At 73.0% G+C, this 16,950-nt stretch carries 8 protein-coding genes; 4 read left to right on the forward strand and 4 right to left on the reverse strand.

Annotation, left to right across the window (positions count from 1 at the left end; all coding sequences use genetic code 11):
• Positions 1–15: 15 nt before the first annotated feature.
• From DB32_RS35730 to DB32_RS35740, 3 genes are read right to left on the reverse strand one after another with little or no spacing between them, the layout of a single operon-like run.
• Positions 16–3,597: an Ig-like domain-containing domain gene (locus DB32_RS35730; protein WP_053237135.1), complete on the reverse strand. Its 3,582-nt coding sequence runs from the start codon at positions 3,595–3,597 to the stop codon at positions 16–18.
• A 30-nt stretch (positions 3,598–3,627) separates the two neighbouring features.
• Positions 3,628–7,224, reverse strand: coding sequence for an Ig-like domain-containing domain (locus tag DB32_RS35735; RefSeq protein ID WP_053237136.1), 3,597 nt, complete (start codon positions 7,222–7,224; stop codon positions 3,628–3,630).
• A gap of 33 nt (positions 7,225–7,257) precedes the next feature.
• A complete protein-coding gene (locus DB32_RS35740) occupies positions 7,258–10,863 on the reverse strand; it encodes an Ig-like domain-containing domain (RefSeq protein WP_053237137.1) in 3,606 nt (1,201 codons plus the stop codon).
• Between the two features lie 215 nt (positions 10,864–11,078).
• Between DB32_RS35740 and DB32_RS35745 the strand changes: the two genes are divergently transcribed.
• The 3 genes from DB32_RS35745 to DB32_RS35755 are packed head-to-tail and all read left to right on the forward strand — an operon-like array spanning position 11,079 to position 14,041.
• Positions 11,079–11,672, forward strand: a complete 594-nt coding sequence (locus DB32_RS35745) for an RNA polymerase sigma factor (RefSeq protein ID WP_053237138.1) — start codon at positions 11,079–11,081, stop codon at positions 11,670–11,672.
• Entirely contained in the window at positions 11,665–12,990 is a 1,326-nt protein-coding gene (locus DB32_RS35750; protein ID WP_083458210.1) for a FecR domain-containing protein, read from the forward strand. Before DB32_RS35745 ends, DB32_RS35750 begins: the two co-directional genes overlap by 8 nt.
• 49 nt (positions 12,991–13,039) lie before the next feature.
• Entirely contained in the window at positions 13,040–14,041 is a 1,002-nt protein-coding gene (locus DB32_RS35755) for a hypothetical protein (RefSeq protein ID WP_053237140.1), read from the forward strand.
• Positions 14,042–14,044: 3 nt separating this feature from the next.
• Here DB32_RS35755 and DB32_RS35760 read toward each other — a convergent pair whose 3' ends face one another.
• Positions 14,045–14,626, reverse strand: a complete 582-nt coding sequence (locus tag DB32_RS35760) for a class I SAM-dependent methyltransferase (protein ID WP_083458212.1) — start codon at positions 14,624–14,626, stop codon at positions 14,045–14,047.
• Between the two features lie 84 nt (positions 14,627–14,710).
• Here DB32_RS35760 and DB32_RS35765 point away from each other — a divergent pair, with 84 nt between their 5' ends.
• On the forward strand, positions 14,711–16,945 hold the full coding sequence (locus tag DB32_RS35765) for an OPT family oligopeptide transporter (protein ID WP_083458214.1): 2,235 nt from the start codon (positions 14,711–14,713) through the stop codon (positions 16,943–16,945).
• Positions 16,946–16,950: the final 5 nt, after the last annotated feature.

Consider the following 16,950-nt stretch of genomic DNA (forward strand, 5'->3'; position numbering starts at 1 on the left):
ATCGAGGTCGGGCGTTCAGTCGAGGCGGAGCCAGCGCGAGGTCTCGTTGCGTCCGCTCGAGACGTCGATGACGAAGAGCGAAGGCCCGGCAGGGTCGAAGCCCATTCCCTGGCCCGCGGTGGAGCGCCAGATCGGTCCGGCGAAGCGCGGACCGGCGGCGCCGTCGGGATCGAGCACGAGCCAGACGTGCGCGGTGCTCGGACCGATGAACGCGAATTCGGTCGCGCGGAAGTAGAGCGCGTCGTTCGCGGGGTCGAGGAACACCGGCGACGCGAGCGCGTCGATCCGCGCGGCGACGAGCAGCTCGGGCGGCGACGCCGGGTTCGCGAGCGCGTCACGGCGCAGGCGATAGAGGCCGCCATCGGGGCCGACCTGCGACGTGAGATAGAAGTACGTCGCGTCGACGGCGAGGCCGCCCGCGCCGTTGAGCACGGTGTTGTGCCCGAGGCGCGTCGCAGGGCCGCCCGCGAGCGGGATCGAATAGAACGTGAGGGCCGGCGTCTCGGACCAGCTGCGCGTCGTCGCGACGATCACGTTCGCGCCGTCACGCGCGATCGCGGAAATCTCCTCTTCGACGTAGCCCGAGGGCGTCGGCGGGGTGTCGAGGAACGCCGGCACCGCGGCCGCGACGCCCGCTGCATCGGCGACGCGCGCGAGGCGCGGCTCCATCGCGCCGCTCCCCGTCACGGTGCCGAGGATGCGCGCGCCGTCGAGGATCGCGCCGAACGAGAGCGTGCGCGGGGAGAGGCCCGCGACGCTCACCGAGAAGTCGGCGCCACCCGCGCGCGGCGCGGTCGCGATCTGCTCTCCGTCGAGACCGAGCACGAGGTGGCTCGGCGTCGTGACCATCCAGTGCACGTTGTAGAGACCGACGTTCTCCGCGCCGGTCGCCGGGAAGCGCACGCCGAGGTCGGTCTCGACGCCGCGCACGCCGCCGAAGTCGAGCTCCTCGATGGCGAGCGACGTGATCGCGGCGCTCGACTGCATCGCGATGCACACGTCCTGGCCCGCCGTGGTCGCGGCGAGGAGGCCCTCGCCGAGATCGGCGCCGCACCCGAGCTCCGTGCCGTCGGCGGCGACGACCGCGCCCCCGGTGGCCGCGTTGGTGCGGACGATCGCGAGGTTGCGCGTCGGCGTGTAGCGGTACCAGGTGAGCCCGCCCTCGCGCAGGCACGACGGCGCGTACGCGCGGTGGGTGCGATCGGGCATGACGTTGTTCGTGCCGGGGCTCAGCCGGATCGCGTTCGCGCACGTGTCGCCGAGGCCCGGAGTGAACTCCGAGACGCGCACCGTCGCGCCGGGGAACGGCACGAAGCCCTCGATGAGCCCGCCGGGTCCCGACGCCTGCTGCGGCGCGACGAGCCAGGTGTCGAGGCGACCCGCGGGACCGTCGAGCGTGATCGTCGTGCCGCCCGACTCGGGCGAGAGGCGCGTCTCGCACGCCGCGACGGTGCGCCCGGCGGTCGTGGGATCACACCCGCCGCGCGCGACCTCGACGTCGATGTGCGCGGTCGGTCCGAAGGGCGACGGATTGCCGAAGGGCACGACGTCGATCGTCACGAGGCTGTCGGCGCGCGTCTTGTCGAACGCGACGACCATGTCGTGGCCGAGGGGCGTCGTCGGATCGCACGACAGCGCGCCGCTCGGCGTGACCGTGCGGTCCATGCCGGTGATCAGGCCCTCGGGGACGACCCACACGTGCTCGCCGTCGGCGCTCGCCGGCGCGGTGTAGATCGTCGCGTCGGTCGCGCCGTCGTAGGGCGCGAGGCAGCTCTCGCCGTCGCGCGGATCGGCGTCCTCGGCGATGCGGACCATCGTCTCGCCGAACGTCTCGTAGTTGTTGATCCAGACGTAGTAGTCGCCGGGACCGACATCGAGCCACGTGTCGCTCTCGCCCGCGGGGCCCGCGCTCATGTACGAGCAGCGCAGCGGGCCCGCGGAAGCGGGCAGCTCGCACGTGCCCGCGGTCACCTCGAAGCTCGCGTAGCCGCCCACCGTGACGTGGAGCGCGGTGCCGCCCGCCGAGAGGCTCGGCGTGGTCTTGCGATAGCGGATCACGCCGTCGGGCAGCGTGAGCTCGCTGGTCATGCACGTGATCGCGCCGTCGTCGGCGATCACGCCCTCGTTCGCGACGAGCCACTCGAGCGCGCCGTCGATCGACACGCCCTGCGCGTTGGTGAGCGCGTCGCCGCAGCGCTCGCCGGTCGGCGCGCGCAGCGCGAAGTCGAGCGCTCCGTCGGCGAGCCCTTCGTGCGACGCGTCGAGCAGCGTGCCGGTCGCGTCGCGGAACGCGGTGAGATCGATCGAGTAGCTCGCGCCCGCGTTGAGGCGCGCGCCGACGGGGACCGTGAGCGACGTGCCCGCGATCGACCACGTGCCGCTCGCGGTGATCGACGCGCCGTCTCCGACGATCGTGACGTCGGAGGTCGACGTGTCCATGGCCTCGCTGAACGTGATCGTGATCTCGAGCGGCGACGCGGACGTCGACGGCGCGACGTCGGTCGCGCCCTCGGCAGGCGTGCTCGAGACGACGTACGGCGCGTAGAGATCGCCCGTCGTGAAGTCGATCGCGCCGTCGACGAGGCGCACCGTTCCGTCGAGCGCGTTGCCCGCGACGTCGCGATACCCCTCGAGCGCGACGCGGTGCGCGGTGAGGTTCTCGAGGCGTCCGGTGACGTCGAGCAGCAGGCGGCGGCCGCCCATGTCCCAGCTGCCCGTGAGCGTCGTCGCCGCGCCCGAGACGGTGAGCGCCGCGCTGCCCGCGGTCGGATCCATCGGCTCGGAGAAGAGGACGACGACCTGCGTGAGCGCGTCCCACGCGACGTCGATCTGGCCTTCGGAAGGGCTCGAGTCGGTCACGACCGGCGCGACGTCGTCGATGGCGGTGAAGTCGAGCGCGCCCTCCTCGCCCAGCGCGCTCGCATCGAGCGCGTTGCCCGCGAGGTCGCGCACGCCCGCGATCGTCACGCGGTACGCGCCCTCGTGCACGAGGCCGCTCACCGGGACGCGCAGCGTGCGCGCGTCGCTCCACGACGGCGTGCCGAGCGTCGGCGCGCCGTCTCCGGTGATCGTCATCGACGGCAGATCCCCGCGCACGCTCTCGCTCAGCTCGAAGACGATCTCCGTCGTGCCCACCGAGCTCGTCTCGCCCTCGGCCGGGGTGCTCGAGACGATGCGAGGCGGATCGAGATCGACCACCGCGAACGCGACCTCCACCGACATCGCGAGCGGGTTGCCCGCGACGTCGGTGAAGTCGTCGTCGACGATCACCGACACCGCGCCGCTCGGCAGCTGCGCCGCGGGGCGCACCGAGAGCTCGGTGCCCGACGCGTTCCACGAGGGCGCGCCGAGCGGGAGGTTGGTGTCCCCGCTGCGCACGACGAGCGCGCCGGCCTCGCGGTCCATCGGCTCCGAGAAGCGCACGCGGAGCGTCGCGTCGGGCGCGACGCCGGTCGCCCCGTCGGGCGGCGAGACCTCGACCACCGACGGCGGGGTCGTGTCACCGGAGGGCGGCTCGTCGTCGCCGCTGCATGCAGATGCCACGAGCGCGACCGCGAGCGAGCACGGGATGATCGACGAGCGTGCGTTCCTTGCCATCGGGCGCCTCCTCCGGTGACCGAGATCGGATCAGTCGAGCCGCAACCAGCGCGCGGCGCTCTGCACGCCCGCGGACGCGTCGATCACGAAGAGCGAGGGCCCGCTCGGATCGAACCCCAGCCCGCTGCCCACGGTGGTGCGCCAGATCGGCCCGGCGAACGCGGGGGTCACGCCGTCGGGATCGATGACGAGCCAGACCTCCGAGCTCGAGCTCGTGATCGAGATCGCCGTCGCGCGGAAGTAGAGCGCGTCGTTCGCGGCGTCGAGATAGACCGGCTGGTTGTTGAGGTCGACGGTCACCGCGACGAGGAGCTCGGGCGGCGTCGAGGGGCTCGCGAGCGCGCCGCGCGGCAGGCGGAAGAGCCCGCGCGTCGTGCCGACCATCGTCGTGAAGTAGAAGTACGTGGCGTCCGCCGCGAGGCCTGCGACGCCATCGAACGTGGTGTTCTCTCCGAGAAGCGTCGCCGCGCCACCGGCGATCGGGATCGAATAGAACTGCGTCGACGGAGGCGAGGAGAACGAGCGCGCCGTCGCGACGATCACGTTGTCACCGTCGCGCGCGATCGCGTTGGTCTGCTTGGCGGCATAGCCGGTGGGCGCCGGCGGCGTGTCGACGAACGTCGCGGGGTCGGTGGTGAACGCGGCGCCCATCGCGTCGGTGACGCGCGCGACGCGCGGATCGGTGGCGACGCCGCTCGACATCGTCCCGATGATCGACGTGCCGTCGAAGAGCGCTCCGAGGCCGAGCTGACGCGTCGTGCCGCCCAGCGTCGAGAGCGAGAAGTCCGCGCCGCCCGCGATGGGCGCGCTCGCGACGATCCGCTGGTTGAGCCCGACCGCGATGTGCGTCGGCGTCGTCGCGATCCAGCGCGGGCTCGAGAACCCGACGGTCTCGGGCGCGGTCGCGGGGAACGTGATCCCGAGATCGGTCGGCACGCCGCGCACGCCGCCGAAGTCGAGCTCCTGGATCGTCAGCGTCGTCGCGCCCGAGCCGGACGCGACCGCGATGCACACGTCCTCGCCGACCGTGGTGGGCGCGCTGACGCCCGTGGTGAGATCGGCGCCGCAGTTGATCGTGCTCGCGCTCGCCGCGCCCACGAGGGCGCCGCGCGTCGCGACGTCGGTGCGGACGATCCCGAAGTTGCGCGTCGGCGTGTAGCGGTACCAGGTGAGGCCGCCCGACGGCAGGCACGACGGGGCGTACGCGCGGTGCGTGCGATCGGGCGCGATGGTGTTCGCGCCGGGGCTCAGCGGGATCGCGTTCGCGCAGGTGTCGCCGAGGCCCGGCGTGAACTCCGAGATGCGCACGGTCGCGCCGGGGAACGGCACGAACGCGGTGATCAGGCCGTTCGGCGGCGCGGGCTGCTGCGGCGCGGTGAGCCAGGTGTCGAGGCGACCCGCGGGACCGTCGATCGTGAAGCTCGCGCCGCCGCCGGGGCCGGTGAGACGCGTCGCGCACACCTCGATGTCCCGCCCCGCGGTCGTCGGGTCACATCCGCCGCGCGAGATCTCCACGTCGATGTGCGGGGCGGGCGCTCCGAACGGCGACGCGCGGCCGAAGGGCACGACGCTGACGGTCACGAGGCTCGCGTCGCTGGTCTTGTCGAACGCGATCACCGCGTCGTGGCCGAGCGGCACGGTCGGATCGCACGAGAGCGGGCCCGGCCCGGCAGGCGTGACCGTGCGCTCCATGCCGTGGATCGTGCCGGTCGTGATCGCCCAGACGTGCTCGCCGTCGGCGCTCGCCGGCGCGGTGTAGATCGTCGCGTCGGTCGTGCTGTCGTAGGGCGCGATGCAGCTCTCGCCGTCGCGCGGCATCGCCTCTTCGGCGATGCGCACCGTCGTCTGCGCGAAGTCGTCGAAGTTGCTGACCCAGACGTAGTAGTCGCCGGGACCGACATCGAGCCACGTCTCGACGAGGCCGGTGTTGTCGGCGTTCATGTACGAGCAGCGCAGCTGGTCGGACGGATCGGCGGCGGGGAGCTCGCAGGTGTCCGAGGTCACCTCGAAGTTGAACCCGTTGCGCAGCGTGATGTGGAGCGCGGTGCCGCCCGCCGAGAGGCTCGGCGTGGTCTTGCGGTAGCGCACCACGCCGTCGGGCAGGACGGGGTTCGTGGGCGTGCAGGTGACCGCGCCGTCGTCGGCGGTCACGCCGCTCGCCGCGAGCTGCCACTCGAGCGCGCCGTCGACCGTCACGGCCTGCGCGTTGGTGAGCGCGTCACCGCAGCGCTCGCCGGTCGGCGCGCGCAGCGTGAAGTCCAGCCGGCCGTCGACGAGCCCTTCGTGCGCCGCGTCGAGCAGCGTGCCCGTCGCGTCGCGGAACGCGGTGAGATCGATCGAGTAGCTCGCGCCCGCGTTGAGACGCGCGCCGACGGGCACCGTGAGCGACGTGCCCGCGATCGACCACGTGCCGCTCGCGGTGATCGACGCGCCGTCGCCGGCGATCGTCACCTCGGTGCGCGAGGTGTCCATCGCCTCGCTGAACGTGATCGTGAGCTCGAGCGGCGTCGTCGGGGTCGACGGCTCGACGTCGGTCGCGCCCTCGGCAGGCGTGCTCGAGACGACGTACGGCTCGTAGAGATCGCCGGTGGTGAAGTCGATCGCGCCGTCGACGAGCAGCACGGTTCCGTCGAGCGCGTTCCCCGCGACGTCGCGGTAGCCCTCGAGCGCGACCCGGTGCGCGGTGATGTTCTCGAGGCGATCGGTGACGTCGAGCAGCAGGCGGCGTCCGCCCATGTCCCAGCTGCCCGTGAGCGTCGTCGACGCGCCGGAGACCGTCAGCGTCGCGGTGCCCGCCGTCGCGTCCATCGGCTCCGAGAAGAGCACCACGACCTGCGTGAGCGCGGCCCACGCGACGTCGACCTGGCCCTCGCTCGGGCTCGAGTCGGTCACGACCGGCGCGATGTCGTCGTCCGCCGTGAAGTCGAGCGCGCCTTCGTCGCCCAGCGCGCTCGCGTCGAGCGCGTTGCCCGCGAGGTCGCGAACACCGGCGATCGTCACGCGGTACTCGCCGTCGTGCGCGAGGCCGCTCACCGGGACGCGCAGCGTGCGCGCGTCGCTCCACGCGGGCGCGCCGAGCGCGGGCGTGCCCGCGCCGGTGATCGTCATCGTGGGCAGATCACCGCGCACGTCCTCGCTGATCACGAAGACGAGCTCGGTGATGCCGGTCGACACCGTCGCGCCCTCGGTGGGCGTGGTCGACACGATCTGCGGCGCGACGAGGTCGAGCACCTCGAACTCGACCTCGCCGCCCATCTCGAGCGCGTTGCCCGCGAGGTCCTCGAAGTCCGCGTCCACCGCGAGCGTCGTCGCGCCCTGCGGCATCGGCATCGCGGTGCGGATCGAGAGCTCGGTGCCTTCGTCGTTCCACGAGGGCGCGCCGAGCGTCAGCGTCGTGTCTCCGCTGCGCACCACGAGCGTGCCCGCAGCGGGATCCATCGGCTCCGAGAACGTCACGCGCAGCGTCGTGTCCGGCGCCACCCCCGTGGCCCCGTCGGTGGGCGAGATCGAGATCACGCTCGGCGCGACGGTGTCGCCCGGGACCGACGCGTCGTCGCCTCCCGTGCTCGAGTCGTCGTCGCCGCAGCCCGGCGCCGCGATCACGAGGACCGCCGTGCACCACCCCACCCATGAGCGAACGTGTCTGTACATCTGCTCCCCTCAGTCCAAACGGACGAAATTCCCGCGCGCGTCGGTCTCGGACTCGAAGAGGAAGATCGAGCGACCGAGCGCGTCGTACGTGAGCTGGTGGTCGTCGGCGTCGCCCAGCGGGCTCAGCACGCCGAGGTCGATCGGCGTGCTCGTGCCGAGACCGGTCACGACGCGCAGATCGCCCTGCGCATCGCGGAAGTAGAGCGTCTGCGCCGCGACGACCGAGTCGAGCTCGATCGAGCCGCGCGGCATCGTCTCCGGCACGTTCGCCGGCGCGACGAGCTCGGGGATCGGATCGTCGCCGAGCGCGTCGCGGCGCACGCGATAGACGCCGCCCGCGCCTCCGACACGACCGAGCAGATACACGTACGTCGCGTCGACGGCGGTCGCGATCGCGCGCTGCATCGTCGAGAGCACGCCCGCGACGCGCACCACGCCGGGCGCGCTGGGGCTCGCGCGGTAGAGCGTGATCGGGCCCGCCGAGCCGCCGCCGCCGAGCGCCGCCGGCGAGTCGACGAGCAGCCACAGCTCGGCCCCGTCGTACGCGACCGAGCGGTACACCTGGCTCCCGAGCCGCGCGGGCCCGTCCCAGTCGAACGGCTCGCGCGTCGTGAACGTGCCGCCCGGCGTCACGACGCGATAGAGCCGCGTCTGATCGGCCGGCCCGACGATCGTACCGAGACCGAGGTCGTAGAAGCCCGCGTCGTCGAGGCTGAAGAGCGCCTCGCCGACCGCGACGCCCGAGTAGCCCAGCTCGAACTCCTCGAGCTCGTGCGAGTCGGCGCGCACGTGGCCCGCGCGCGGCACCGAGAGGATGCGCGCCGGCCACTGCACCGCGGCGTGGATCGTCGTCGGCGTGACCGCGATCCAGACCTCGGACTCCATCGACTCGAGGCCGCCGGTCGCGCGCGCGGGCGGTGCGATCCCGAGCGGCGTGACGCGCCCCATCACGCCGTCGTAGGGGACGGGCGTGAGCGTGAGCGAGCCGATGCCCGCGCTGCTCGAGATCGCGATGCACACGTCGCTGCCGGGCGTCGCGAACGCGCCGAGCGCGGGCCCCGACGTGTCGGTCGTGCACGAGCGCGCCTCGAGCGCGCCGGGCGCGACCACCGCGATCGCGCCGGGGCCGCTCGCGTCGATCACCGTCGCGGCCTCGGCCGCGGTGAAGCGGTACCAGGTGATCCCGCCGGTCGTCGGGAAACAGCCGGGCACGTCGAGGCGCTCGGGGCGCGTCGCGCTGATCGTCGTGGTCCCGCTCGGCGCGATGCGGATCGCGTGCGCGCAGTCGTCGCCCGCCTGCGGCTCGATCTCGCGCACCCGCAGCGTCGCGCCGGCCATGCCGAGGTACGGCTTCGTGGCGGCCATCCACGCGTAGTGCGTGCCCGCGGGGCCGCGCGTCGTGAGCTCGGCGCGCAGCCTCCCGCTGATGTCGGCCGCGGCGCACGCGAGCGAGCGCGCGCCGGTCGCGCGCGCGTCGCAGCGATCGAGCAGCTCGACGTCGACCTCGCCCTGCACGACCGCGGAGAGCACGCTCGTCGACGACGCCTTCGGGAGCGCGATCACGACGTCGCCGCCCTGCACGCGCTCGGGATCGCACTGCATCGTCCCCGCGCCGTCGTAGGCGACGACGGTGCGATCCGACGCGCGCCCGGCGCTCGCGGGGATCGTGTAGACGTGCTCACCGCCCGCGCCCACCGTGTGGATCACGGAGCTCGCGTCGTACGGATCGGCGCACGACTCGCCCTCGGGGACCGCCGCGACCTCGTCGACGCGGATCGTCGCGCCCTCGAACGCAGCGAGCGTCCCCGCGGCCGCGGTCGCGACCCACACGAAGTACTCGCCGGGCCCGACGTCGAGCCACGACTCCCACGTCGCGCGCTCGCCCGGGCAGTCGAGCCGCGCCGGATCGATCGGCTCGCGCGAGGGCGCGCACGACGAGCGCACCTCGAGCACGACGAGCCGGGACGCCGCGCTCGTCGCGGTCACGTGCAGATAGGTCCCGCCCTGCGACGCGGCGGGCGTCGTCTTCACCACGCGCACCACCGCGTCGGGCGAGATCCAGTCGGGCCTCGTCGCGCACTGCGCGCCCGCGCCTTCTCCCTCGCGCGAGGTCACCGCGCGCGCCGCGAGCCGCCACTCGTGCCCGCCGCCCGCGACCGGCGTCGCCGACGCGATCGAGAGCGCGTCGGTGCACGACTCGCCGCTGCCGTTCGCGGTCGTGAAGTCGAGCTCGCCGTCGCCGCCGAGATAGACGCCCGCGACGTCGAGCGCGGTGCCGAACAGATCGCGCTGGGCGCGCAGATCGACGCGGTGCGCGCGCTCCGCGTAGAGCCGCGCGCGCACGTCGAGGTGCAGCTCGGTGCCCGCGAGGTTCCAGCGCGCGGGCACGTCGATCGGCGCCACTCCGTCGTCGACGCGCACGGTCGCGGTCGCGTCGCGATCCATCGCGCGATCGAAGCGCACGACGATCTCCTCGATGGACGCGCGCACGTTGCGCGCGCCCTCGACCGGCGTGGACGACACGACGGTCGGCGGACGCCCGTCCGCGCCGGTCGCGAAGTCGAGCGCGCCGTCCTCGAGGTACGTGACGGGGTCGAGCGCGTTGCCCGCGACGTCGCGCAGCGCGGTGAGATCGAGCGCGTGCGCGCCCGAGGGCGCGAGGTGCCCCGCGGCGCCGAACGTGATCGTGCGCGAGTCCTCGGACCACGTGCCGGTGAGCCACATCTCGGTGCCCGGCACGTCGAGGCGCGCCGCGCGCCGCGTCACGTCCATCGGCTCGTCGAACGCGACGACGATCTCGCGGGTGAGCGTCGCTACGTTGACCTGCCCTTCGGCCGGGCTCGCATCGACCACGCGCGGCGCGTCGGCGTCGGGCCCGGTCGTGAACGTGATCGCGCCCTCGTCGAGGTACGCGGTCGTGTCGAGCGCGCGGCCCGCGGCATCGGTGAAGCCATCGAGCACGAGGCGATACGCGCTCTCGTGCGAGAGCCCTTCGATCGTCACGCGCAGGAGCGCGCCCTCGGCCCAGCGCTGCTCGATCACGCGCGCGGTGCCGGGGCCCTCGAGGCGCGCGGTGCCTGCGCGCGCGTCCATCGGCTCGTCGAACCGCACCTCGATCGCGCCGAGCCGCGCCGACACGCCGGTGTCGCCGACGACGGGCTCGCTCGCGATCACGCGAGGCGCTGCGGCGTCGCCCACCTCGAACACGACGAGCACCGGCTCGCGCAGCGGGTTGCCCGCGCGGTCCTCGAAGTCGTCGGCGATGCGCACCTGCACGCGCGCGCGAGAAGGAAGAGCCTCGACCGGCTCGATCGAGAGGACGCGGCGCGCGTCGTCCCAGTGCAGCGGCTCGAGCGCCACCGCGGTTCCGTCGGCGGTCACGGTCACGCCGCCGCCCTCGGCGATCGGCTCGCTGAACGTGACGTCGATCCACTCGTCGGGCGGCACGTCGGCGCTGCCGCTCGCGGGTGACGTGCTCACGACGTACGGGCGCAGCTCGTCGGGTGGCGCGTCGCCTCCCGCGTCCACCCGAAGGACGGGCTCGCGCGTGCCGTCGCACGCGGCGAGCGCCAGCGCGAGCAGGACGATGAGCCCCGTACCGGATCGGGATCGCATGAAGCGGTCGTCTCCTCGGCCGGGGTTGTGTGAAAACGATCATCGAATGGCTCACGCGCTCGTCGCTTTTCGATCGCGCGCATCGGGGCGAGTGCGCGCGAGTGCCGTCCAGGGCGCGGTGTGCATCCGATTCCGCACACTGCCGACACCGTCGTTCGGTCAGGAAATGCGATCGGGCGTGAGCCATTCGCCCTTCGCCATCACACACACCCGGCATGAGCTCCGACGCGCGGGCGCACCTGCGATTGATCGGCTCGCCTCCCGACGACGAGGGGGACGAGCCGCACGGCGACGACGCCGATCCGTCGCAGCTCCGCGCGCCGATCGATCTCGACTCGGCGTTCCGTCTCCACGGGGGCTACGTGCTCCGGGTCGCCATGCGGATCCTCGGTCGCAGCTCGGAGCTCGACGACATCGTGCAGGACGTCTTCCTCGACGCGGTGCGCGGCATCGATCGCCTGCGCGATCCCGACGCCGCGCGCGCGTGGCTCGCGACGCTCACGGTGCGCAAGGCGCGCCTGGTGCTGCGCAAGCGCTACGCGCTCACGATCTTCGGGCTCAACGAGGAGCTCGATCAGGCGGCGCTCGCCGACGAGCGCGCGTCGCCGGAGCAGCGCACGCGCATCGCGGATCTCTACCGCGTGCTCGGGTCGCTGCCGACGGAAGAACGCCTCGCGTGGACCCTGCGCCACCTCGAAGGCGAGCCCCTCGAGCGCGTCGCGCTCGCGTGCGAGTGCTCGCTCGCGACGGTGAAGAGACGCATCGCCGCCGCCCACGCGGTCCTGGAAGCGGAGCTCGCCGATGAGTAAAGGCCACCGTCTCCGAGATGCGATCGCCGACGTGCGCGAGCACGTCGCGCCGGAGTGGGATCGCGCGCGCGCGAGCCGCGCCGCCCAGCGCGCGGCCGCGCGTGGCCGCCGTCGCGTGGTGCGGCGCACGATCGGATCGGCGATCGCGATCGCCGCGATGATCGCGATCGGCTTCGTCGCGCGCCCGACGGCGACGACGCCCGCGACGGGCACGCCCGACCCCGAGGTCTCGACGATCGCGACGCCGAGCGTCCTGCGCCTCGCCGACGGATCGATCGTGACGCCGCTCGATGCCGACAGCGAGGTCTTCGTCGGGCGCATGACGCCCGGCGAGATCGAGCTCGTGCTGGTGCGCGGCGCGGCGCGCTTCGAGGTCACGCCGGGCCTGCCGCGCGTGTTCCGCGTGCGCGCAGGCACCGTCGCGGTGTCGGTGATCGGCACGGTGTTCACGGTGCGGCGCGAGGGCAGCGGCGCCGCGGTCGAGGTCGATCAGGGGCGCGTACGCGTCGAGTGGGAGCCCGGCGCGCGCATCGAGCTCGGCGCGGGCGAGCGCGGCGCGTTCCCGACCGCAGCGGCCGCAGAGCTCGAGCCGAGCCCGACGATCGTGCCCGCAGCGGTCGCGCGACAGACGGTCGCGCCGCGCTCGGTCGCGGAGGAAACCGTCGCGCCCGAGACGATCGCGCCCGAGACGGTCGTGCCCGAGACGATCGCGCGCCAGACGATCGCGAGCGATTCGATCGCGCGCGAGACGATCGACCGCGTGCGCGATCGACGCGACGCCCCGGCGCGCGCCGCCGAGCCCGCGGCGGTCGCGCCGCCCGAGGTGGTCGAGCCCGCCACGCCCGAGCCCGACGCGCGTCCCGCGTGGCGCGCCCACGCCGAGCAGGGTCGCTACGACGAGGGCTACGCGCTGCTGCTCCTCGATCCCACGGTGCTGCGTGGCGATGACGTCGACACCCTCATCGTCGCCGCAGACTGCGCGCGGCTCTCGGGCCATCCCGCCGAAGCGCTCGCGTACCTGCGACGGGCCCTCGACGTCGGTCGCGACGATGCGCGCGCCCCGGTCGTCGCCTTCACGCTCGGTCGCGTGCTGCTCCAGCAGCTCGGCCGACCCGCCGACGCCGCGGACGCGTTCGAGCAGACGCGCAGTCTCGCCCCCGAGGGGACCCTCGCGCAGGACGCGCTCGCGCGCGAGGTCGAGGCTTGTCACCGCGCCGGGCTGCACGATCGAGCACGCGCGCGCGCTCTCGACTATCTTCGCCTCTATCCCGAGGATCTCCGCACCGACGCCGTCCGCCGGCTCGGCGGTCTCGAGTGATCGCGCGCGGCGCGTCGTCGCCGCGCTGCTGCTGAGCATCGCGCCGTGCGTGGCGCGCGCGCAGGACGGCGCGGTCGAGCACCCACGGGTCGCGATCGCGATCGATCCCTCGTGCGCGGAGCTCGACGCCGAGCTCGTCGCGCACGTGCTCCAGATCGAGCTCGGCGCGGACGCGGAGCTCGCGCGCTCGGACGTCGAGGCGACGAGCCGCGCGCGCGTGTCGTGCGAGGGCACGTCGGTCGCGGTCGACGTCGACGACGGGCTCACGCGCAAGCGCCTGCAGCGCACCTTCGATCTCGCGAGCGCGCCTCCGGCGGTGCGCGCGCGCCTCGTCGCGCTCGCGATCGCCGAGCTGCTCGGTGCGGCGTGGGTCGAGCTCGGCATGCGCCACGACGCCGAGCTCGATGCGGTGCGACCCGCGCCCGAAGGAAGCGAAGAAGCGCGCGCCGCCGCGCTCGACGCCGCGCGCGATCGCCTGGTCGAAGAGACCGCGCCCGGCGACCTCGAGGCCCCGACGACCGAGCCCATCGGCGCGCGTCCGCTCGGCATCCACGTGCTCGGCGCGCTACGCGTCTCGGGCGAGCCACTGCACGTCGCAGGCGGCGCCGGGCTCGGGCTCGACGTCGAGCTCTACGCGCCGCTCGCCATCGTGCTCGACGCGCGCGCGGAGCACGGCCGTGTCGAAGCCGGCGCGCTCGGCTCGGTCGGCGTGACGACGGCGTGGCTCGGCGCGCTCCTCGCGCTGCGCCTGCCGTTCGGCCTCGACCACGCGGACTTCGGCGTGGGCGCGCGCGGCGGCGTCGCGATCCTCGAAGGGCGCGCATCGTCGGGCGCAAGCGCGGACACGATCGTCGGCGGCACGCTCGCGGTGATCAGCGCAGCGCACCTCTCGCTGCACGTCGTCGGCTCCGCGTACCTGCACGTCGGCGTCGAGCTCGGATGGATCGCGGTGCCGGTGCGCGGGACGCTCGCGCCGACCGGCGAGACCATCGCGGGCATCGCGGGCGCGCTCGGCGTGCTGACGCTCGGCGTCGAGATCAGGCCCGAGTGATGCTCACGCGCGCTCGAGCGCGAAGAGCGTCGCTTCGCTCTTGCGCAGCCAGAGCCCGCCGCCCGCGTGCACGAAGCGCGTCGACAGTGCGCGCTTGTAGACCTCGGCCGATCGCAGCGCGACGTGGTGATCGCTGCGCGCTCGATCGACCGTCTTGCTCCAGTCCTCGCGCGTGACCGCCTCGAGGTAGATCGCCTTCGTCGCGTGGCGCTTCAGGTTCGCGAGCGCGCGCGTCGCCGCGCCATCGTCGAGGTACTGCAGCACGCCCTGACAGACCACGAGGTCGGCGGGCTCACCGCGCCAGTCGACGACGGAGCCGCGGCTCCAACCGAGCGTGTCGCAGAGGTGCTCGCTCACCTCGACGCCCGTCCAGGTCGCTCCAGGAAAACAGCGCAGCACGGGCTCTCTCCACCACCCGAGCCCGCACCCGAGATCGAGCACCGTGCGCACACGCACGTCCAGCATGCGCAGGTACGCAGCGACGAATTCGACGAGCTTTTCCGTGTCTTCGCGCGACGCGACGCGCCTTTTGCGATCGAGATAGAAACGCCGGTAATAACCCTCGTCGAACGTGCGTCGTGTCATCGAGTCGATCCGCTTGAAGCTCGCTGGGCGGTAGTGCGATGGTGCCCGCGCCCGCCGCGATTCCGGGCCAGAAGGTACCAGCGCATGTCCGCACCCGCCGTCTCCGAGAGCACTGCCGCGTCCGCCACGCCCGAGGGTCTCCCTGACCTCTCGAAGCTCCCCGAGGAAGAGCGCGACGCCGCGTGGGTGAAGCACTACTACCGCGGTGACGACGTCCCGCAGCTCACGATCCGCGCGGTCGTGATGGGCGGCCTGCTCGGCGCGGCGATGAGCGTCTCGAACCTCTACACGACGCTCAAGCTCGGGTGGGCGTTCGGCGTCGCGATCACCGCGTGCGTGCTGAGCTACGCGATCTGGAACGCCTTCGTCTCGCTGCGCATCGCGAAGACGAAGATGACGCTCCTCGAGAACAATTGCATGCAGTCGACCGCATCGGCGGCGGGCTACTCGACCGGCGGCACGCTCGCCACCGCGGTCGGCGCGCTCCTGCTGATCACCGGTCAGCAGATGCACTGGTTCCCGGTCGCGATCTGGGTGCTGCTCACCGCGCTGCTCGGCGTCTTCCTCGCGATCCCGATGAAGCGGCAGATGATCAACAGCGAGCAGCTGCCCTTCCCGAGCGGCATCGCGGCCGCGGAGACGCTGCGCTCGCTCTACGCCGCAGGGCGCGAGTCGGTGCTCAAGGCGCGCGCGCTGATCGCCGCGCTCGCGACCGGCATCGTCGTCGCGCTGGTGCGCTCGTTCGGGTACATGCCCGAGCAGATCTTCCTCAACTTCCCGGTCGTCAGCGCGCGCAGCACGGTGCTCACCGGCAAGACGCTCGGCATGTGGTTCGAGCCGAGCCTGCTGCTGATCGCGGCGGGCATGATCGTCGGTCTGCGCGTCTCGACGTGGATGCTCGTCGGCTCGCTGATCAACTACGTCGCGCTCGCGCCGGCGGCGATGGGCGTCGAGGACTGGGTCGAGGCGCCGAAGCGCTTCTTCGGTCACATGGAGGTCGCGAGCAATCCCGGCGTCGAGTTCGGGCCCGGCTCGACCGAGCTCGATGGCGCGCAGTACGACGAGGCCGCGGCGACGGTGCGCGAGGCGCTCGCGTCGAGCGGCGCGATCGAGGCGATCCAGCTGACCGGCATGGCGAACCAGTCGACCGGTGGCACCGCGGCGATCGCGACCGCGCGCGCCGAGCACCTGCGCGATGCGCTCGTCGAGCGCGGCGTGCCCGCGGATCGCATCCGCGTCGGCGAGCCCACGGTGGCCGCCGACGGTGCACCGATGGTCGGCTGGACCGTGATCGCGCCGAGCGCGAGCGAGCTCCACGAGCGCCCGATCATCGCGATGATCCGTGTCACGCGGTGGTCGCTGTGGCTCGGCACCGCGCTGCTCGTCGCGTCGGGCCTCACGTCGTTCGCGCTCGGATACCGCACGATCCTCCGCGCGATCCGCAACGTCGGGAAGAAGAAGGACGGCGCGAACGCCGATCCCGTCGAGCGCCTCGAGGTGCCGGCGAGCTGGCTCCTGATCGGCGGCGTGCCGGTGACGATCGGGCTGACGCTGCTGTGCTGGCTGTCGTTCGGGATCGCGCCGTGGCTCGGGCTCGTGAGCGTCGTGCTCTCGTTCGTGCTCGCGCTCGTCGCGTGCCGCGCGACGGGTGAGACCGACACCACGCCGATCGGCGCGATGGGCAAGATCACGCAGTTCACCTACGCGGTGCTCGCGCCCGCGAACACGACGGTGAACCTGATGACCGCGGGCATCACCGCGGGCGCCGCGGGCTCGAGCGCGGATCTGCTCACCGATCTGAAGAGCGGCTATCTGCTCGGTGCGAACCCGCGCAAGCAGTTCCTCGCGCAGTTCTTCGGTGTCTTCTTCGGCGTGATCGCGGTGGTGCCCGCGTGGTTCGTGCTGGTGCCGGATCGCGAGCACCTCGAGGCGTTCAACTCGCCCGCGACGACGATGTGGTACGCGGTGGCGCAGGCGCTCTCGCGCGGCGTCGAGACGATCCCCGAGAGCGCGCGCCTCGCGATCGTGATCGGCGGCCTCGTCGGCATCGTGCTCGCGCTCGCGGAAGGCCTCGCCCCGAAGAGCATCAAGAAGTGGATGCCGTCGTCGATGGGCCTCGGGCTCGCGTTCGTCGTGCCCTTCGCGAACGCGCTCTCGTTCTTCATCGGCGCGGTGATCGCGGAGCTGTGGATGCGCTTCGGCAAGGAGACCGGCGAGCGCTACATCATCCCGCTCGCCTCGGGCGCGGTGGCCGGCGAGTCGCTCGCGGCGGCGCTCTTCGCGATGCTCGCGGCGACCGGCCTCGTCGGTGGTCACTGAGAAGC

The organism is Sandaracinus amylolyticus, assembly GCF_000737325.1.
Classification (GTDB): Bacteria; Myxococcota_A; Polyangia; order Polyangiales; family Sandaracinaceae; genus Sandaracinus; species Sandaracinus amylolyticus.

Coding starts and splice junctions, on each gene's coding strand:
- DB32_RS35750 (WP_083458210.1), top strand. CDS start 11,665: ATGAGTAAAGGCCACCGTCTCCGAGATGCGATCGCCGACGTGCGCGAG.
- DB32_RS35745 (WP_053237138.1), top strand. CDS start 11,079: ATGAGCTCCGACGCGCGGGCGCACCTGCGATTGATCGGCTCGCCTCCC.
- DB32_RS35730 (WP_053237135.1), bottom strand. CDS start 3,597: ATGGCAAGGAACGCACGCTCGTCGATCATCCCGTGCTCGCTCGCGGTC.
- DB32_RS35760 (WP_083458212.1), bottom strand. CDS start 14,626: ATGACACGACGCACGTTCGACGAGGGTTATTACCGGCGTTTCTATCTC.
- DB32_RS35765 (WP_083458214.1), top strand. CDS start 14,711: ATGTCCGCACCCGCCGTCTCCGAGAGCACTGCCGCGTCCGCCACGCCC.
- DB32_RS35740 (WP_053237137.1), bottom strand. CDS start 10,863: ATGCGATCCCGATCCGGTACGGGGCTCATCGTCCTGCTCGCGCTGGCG.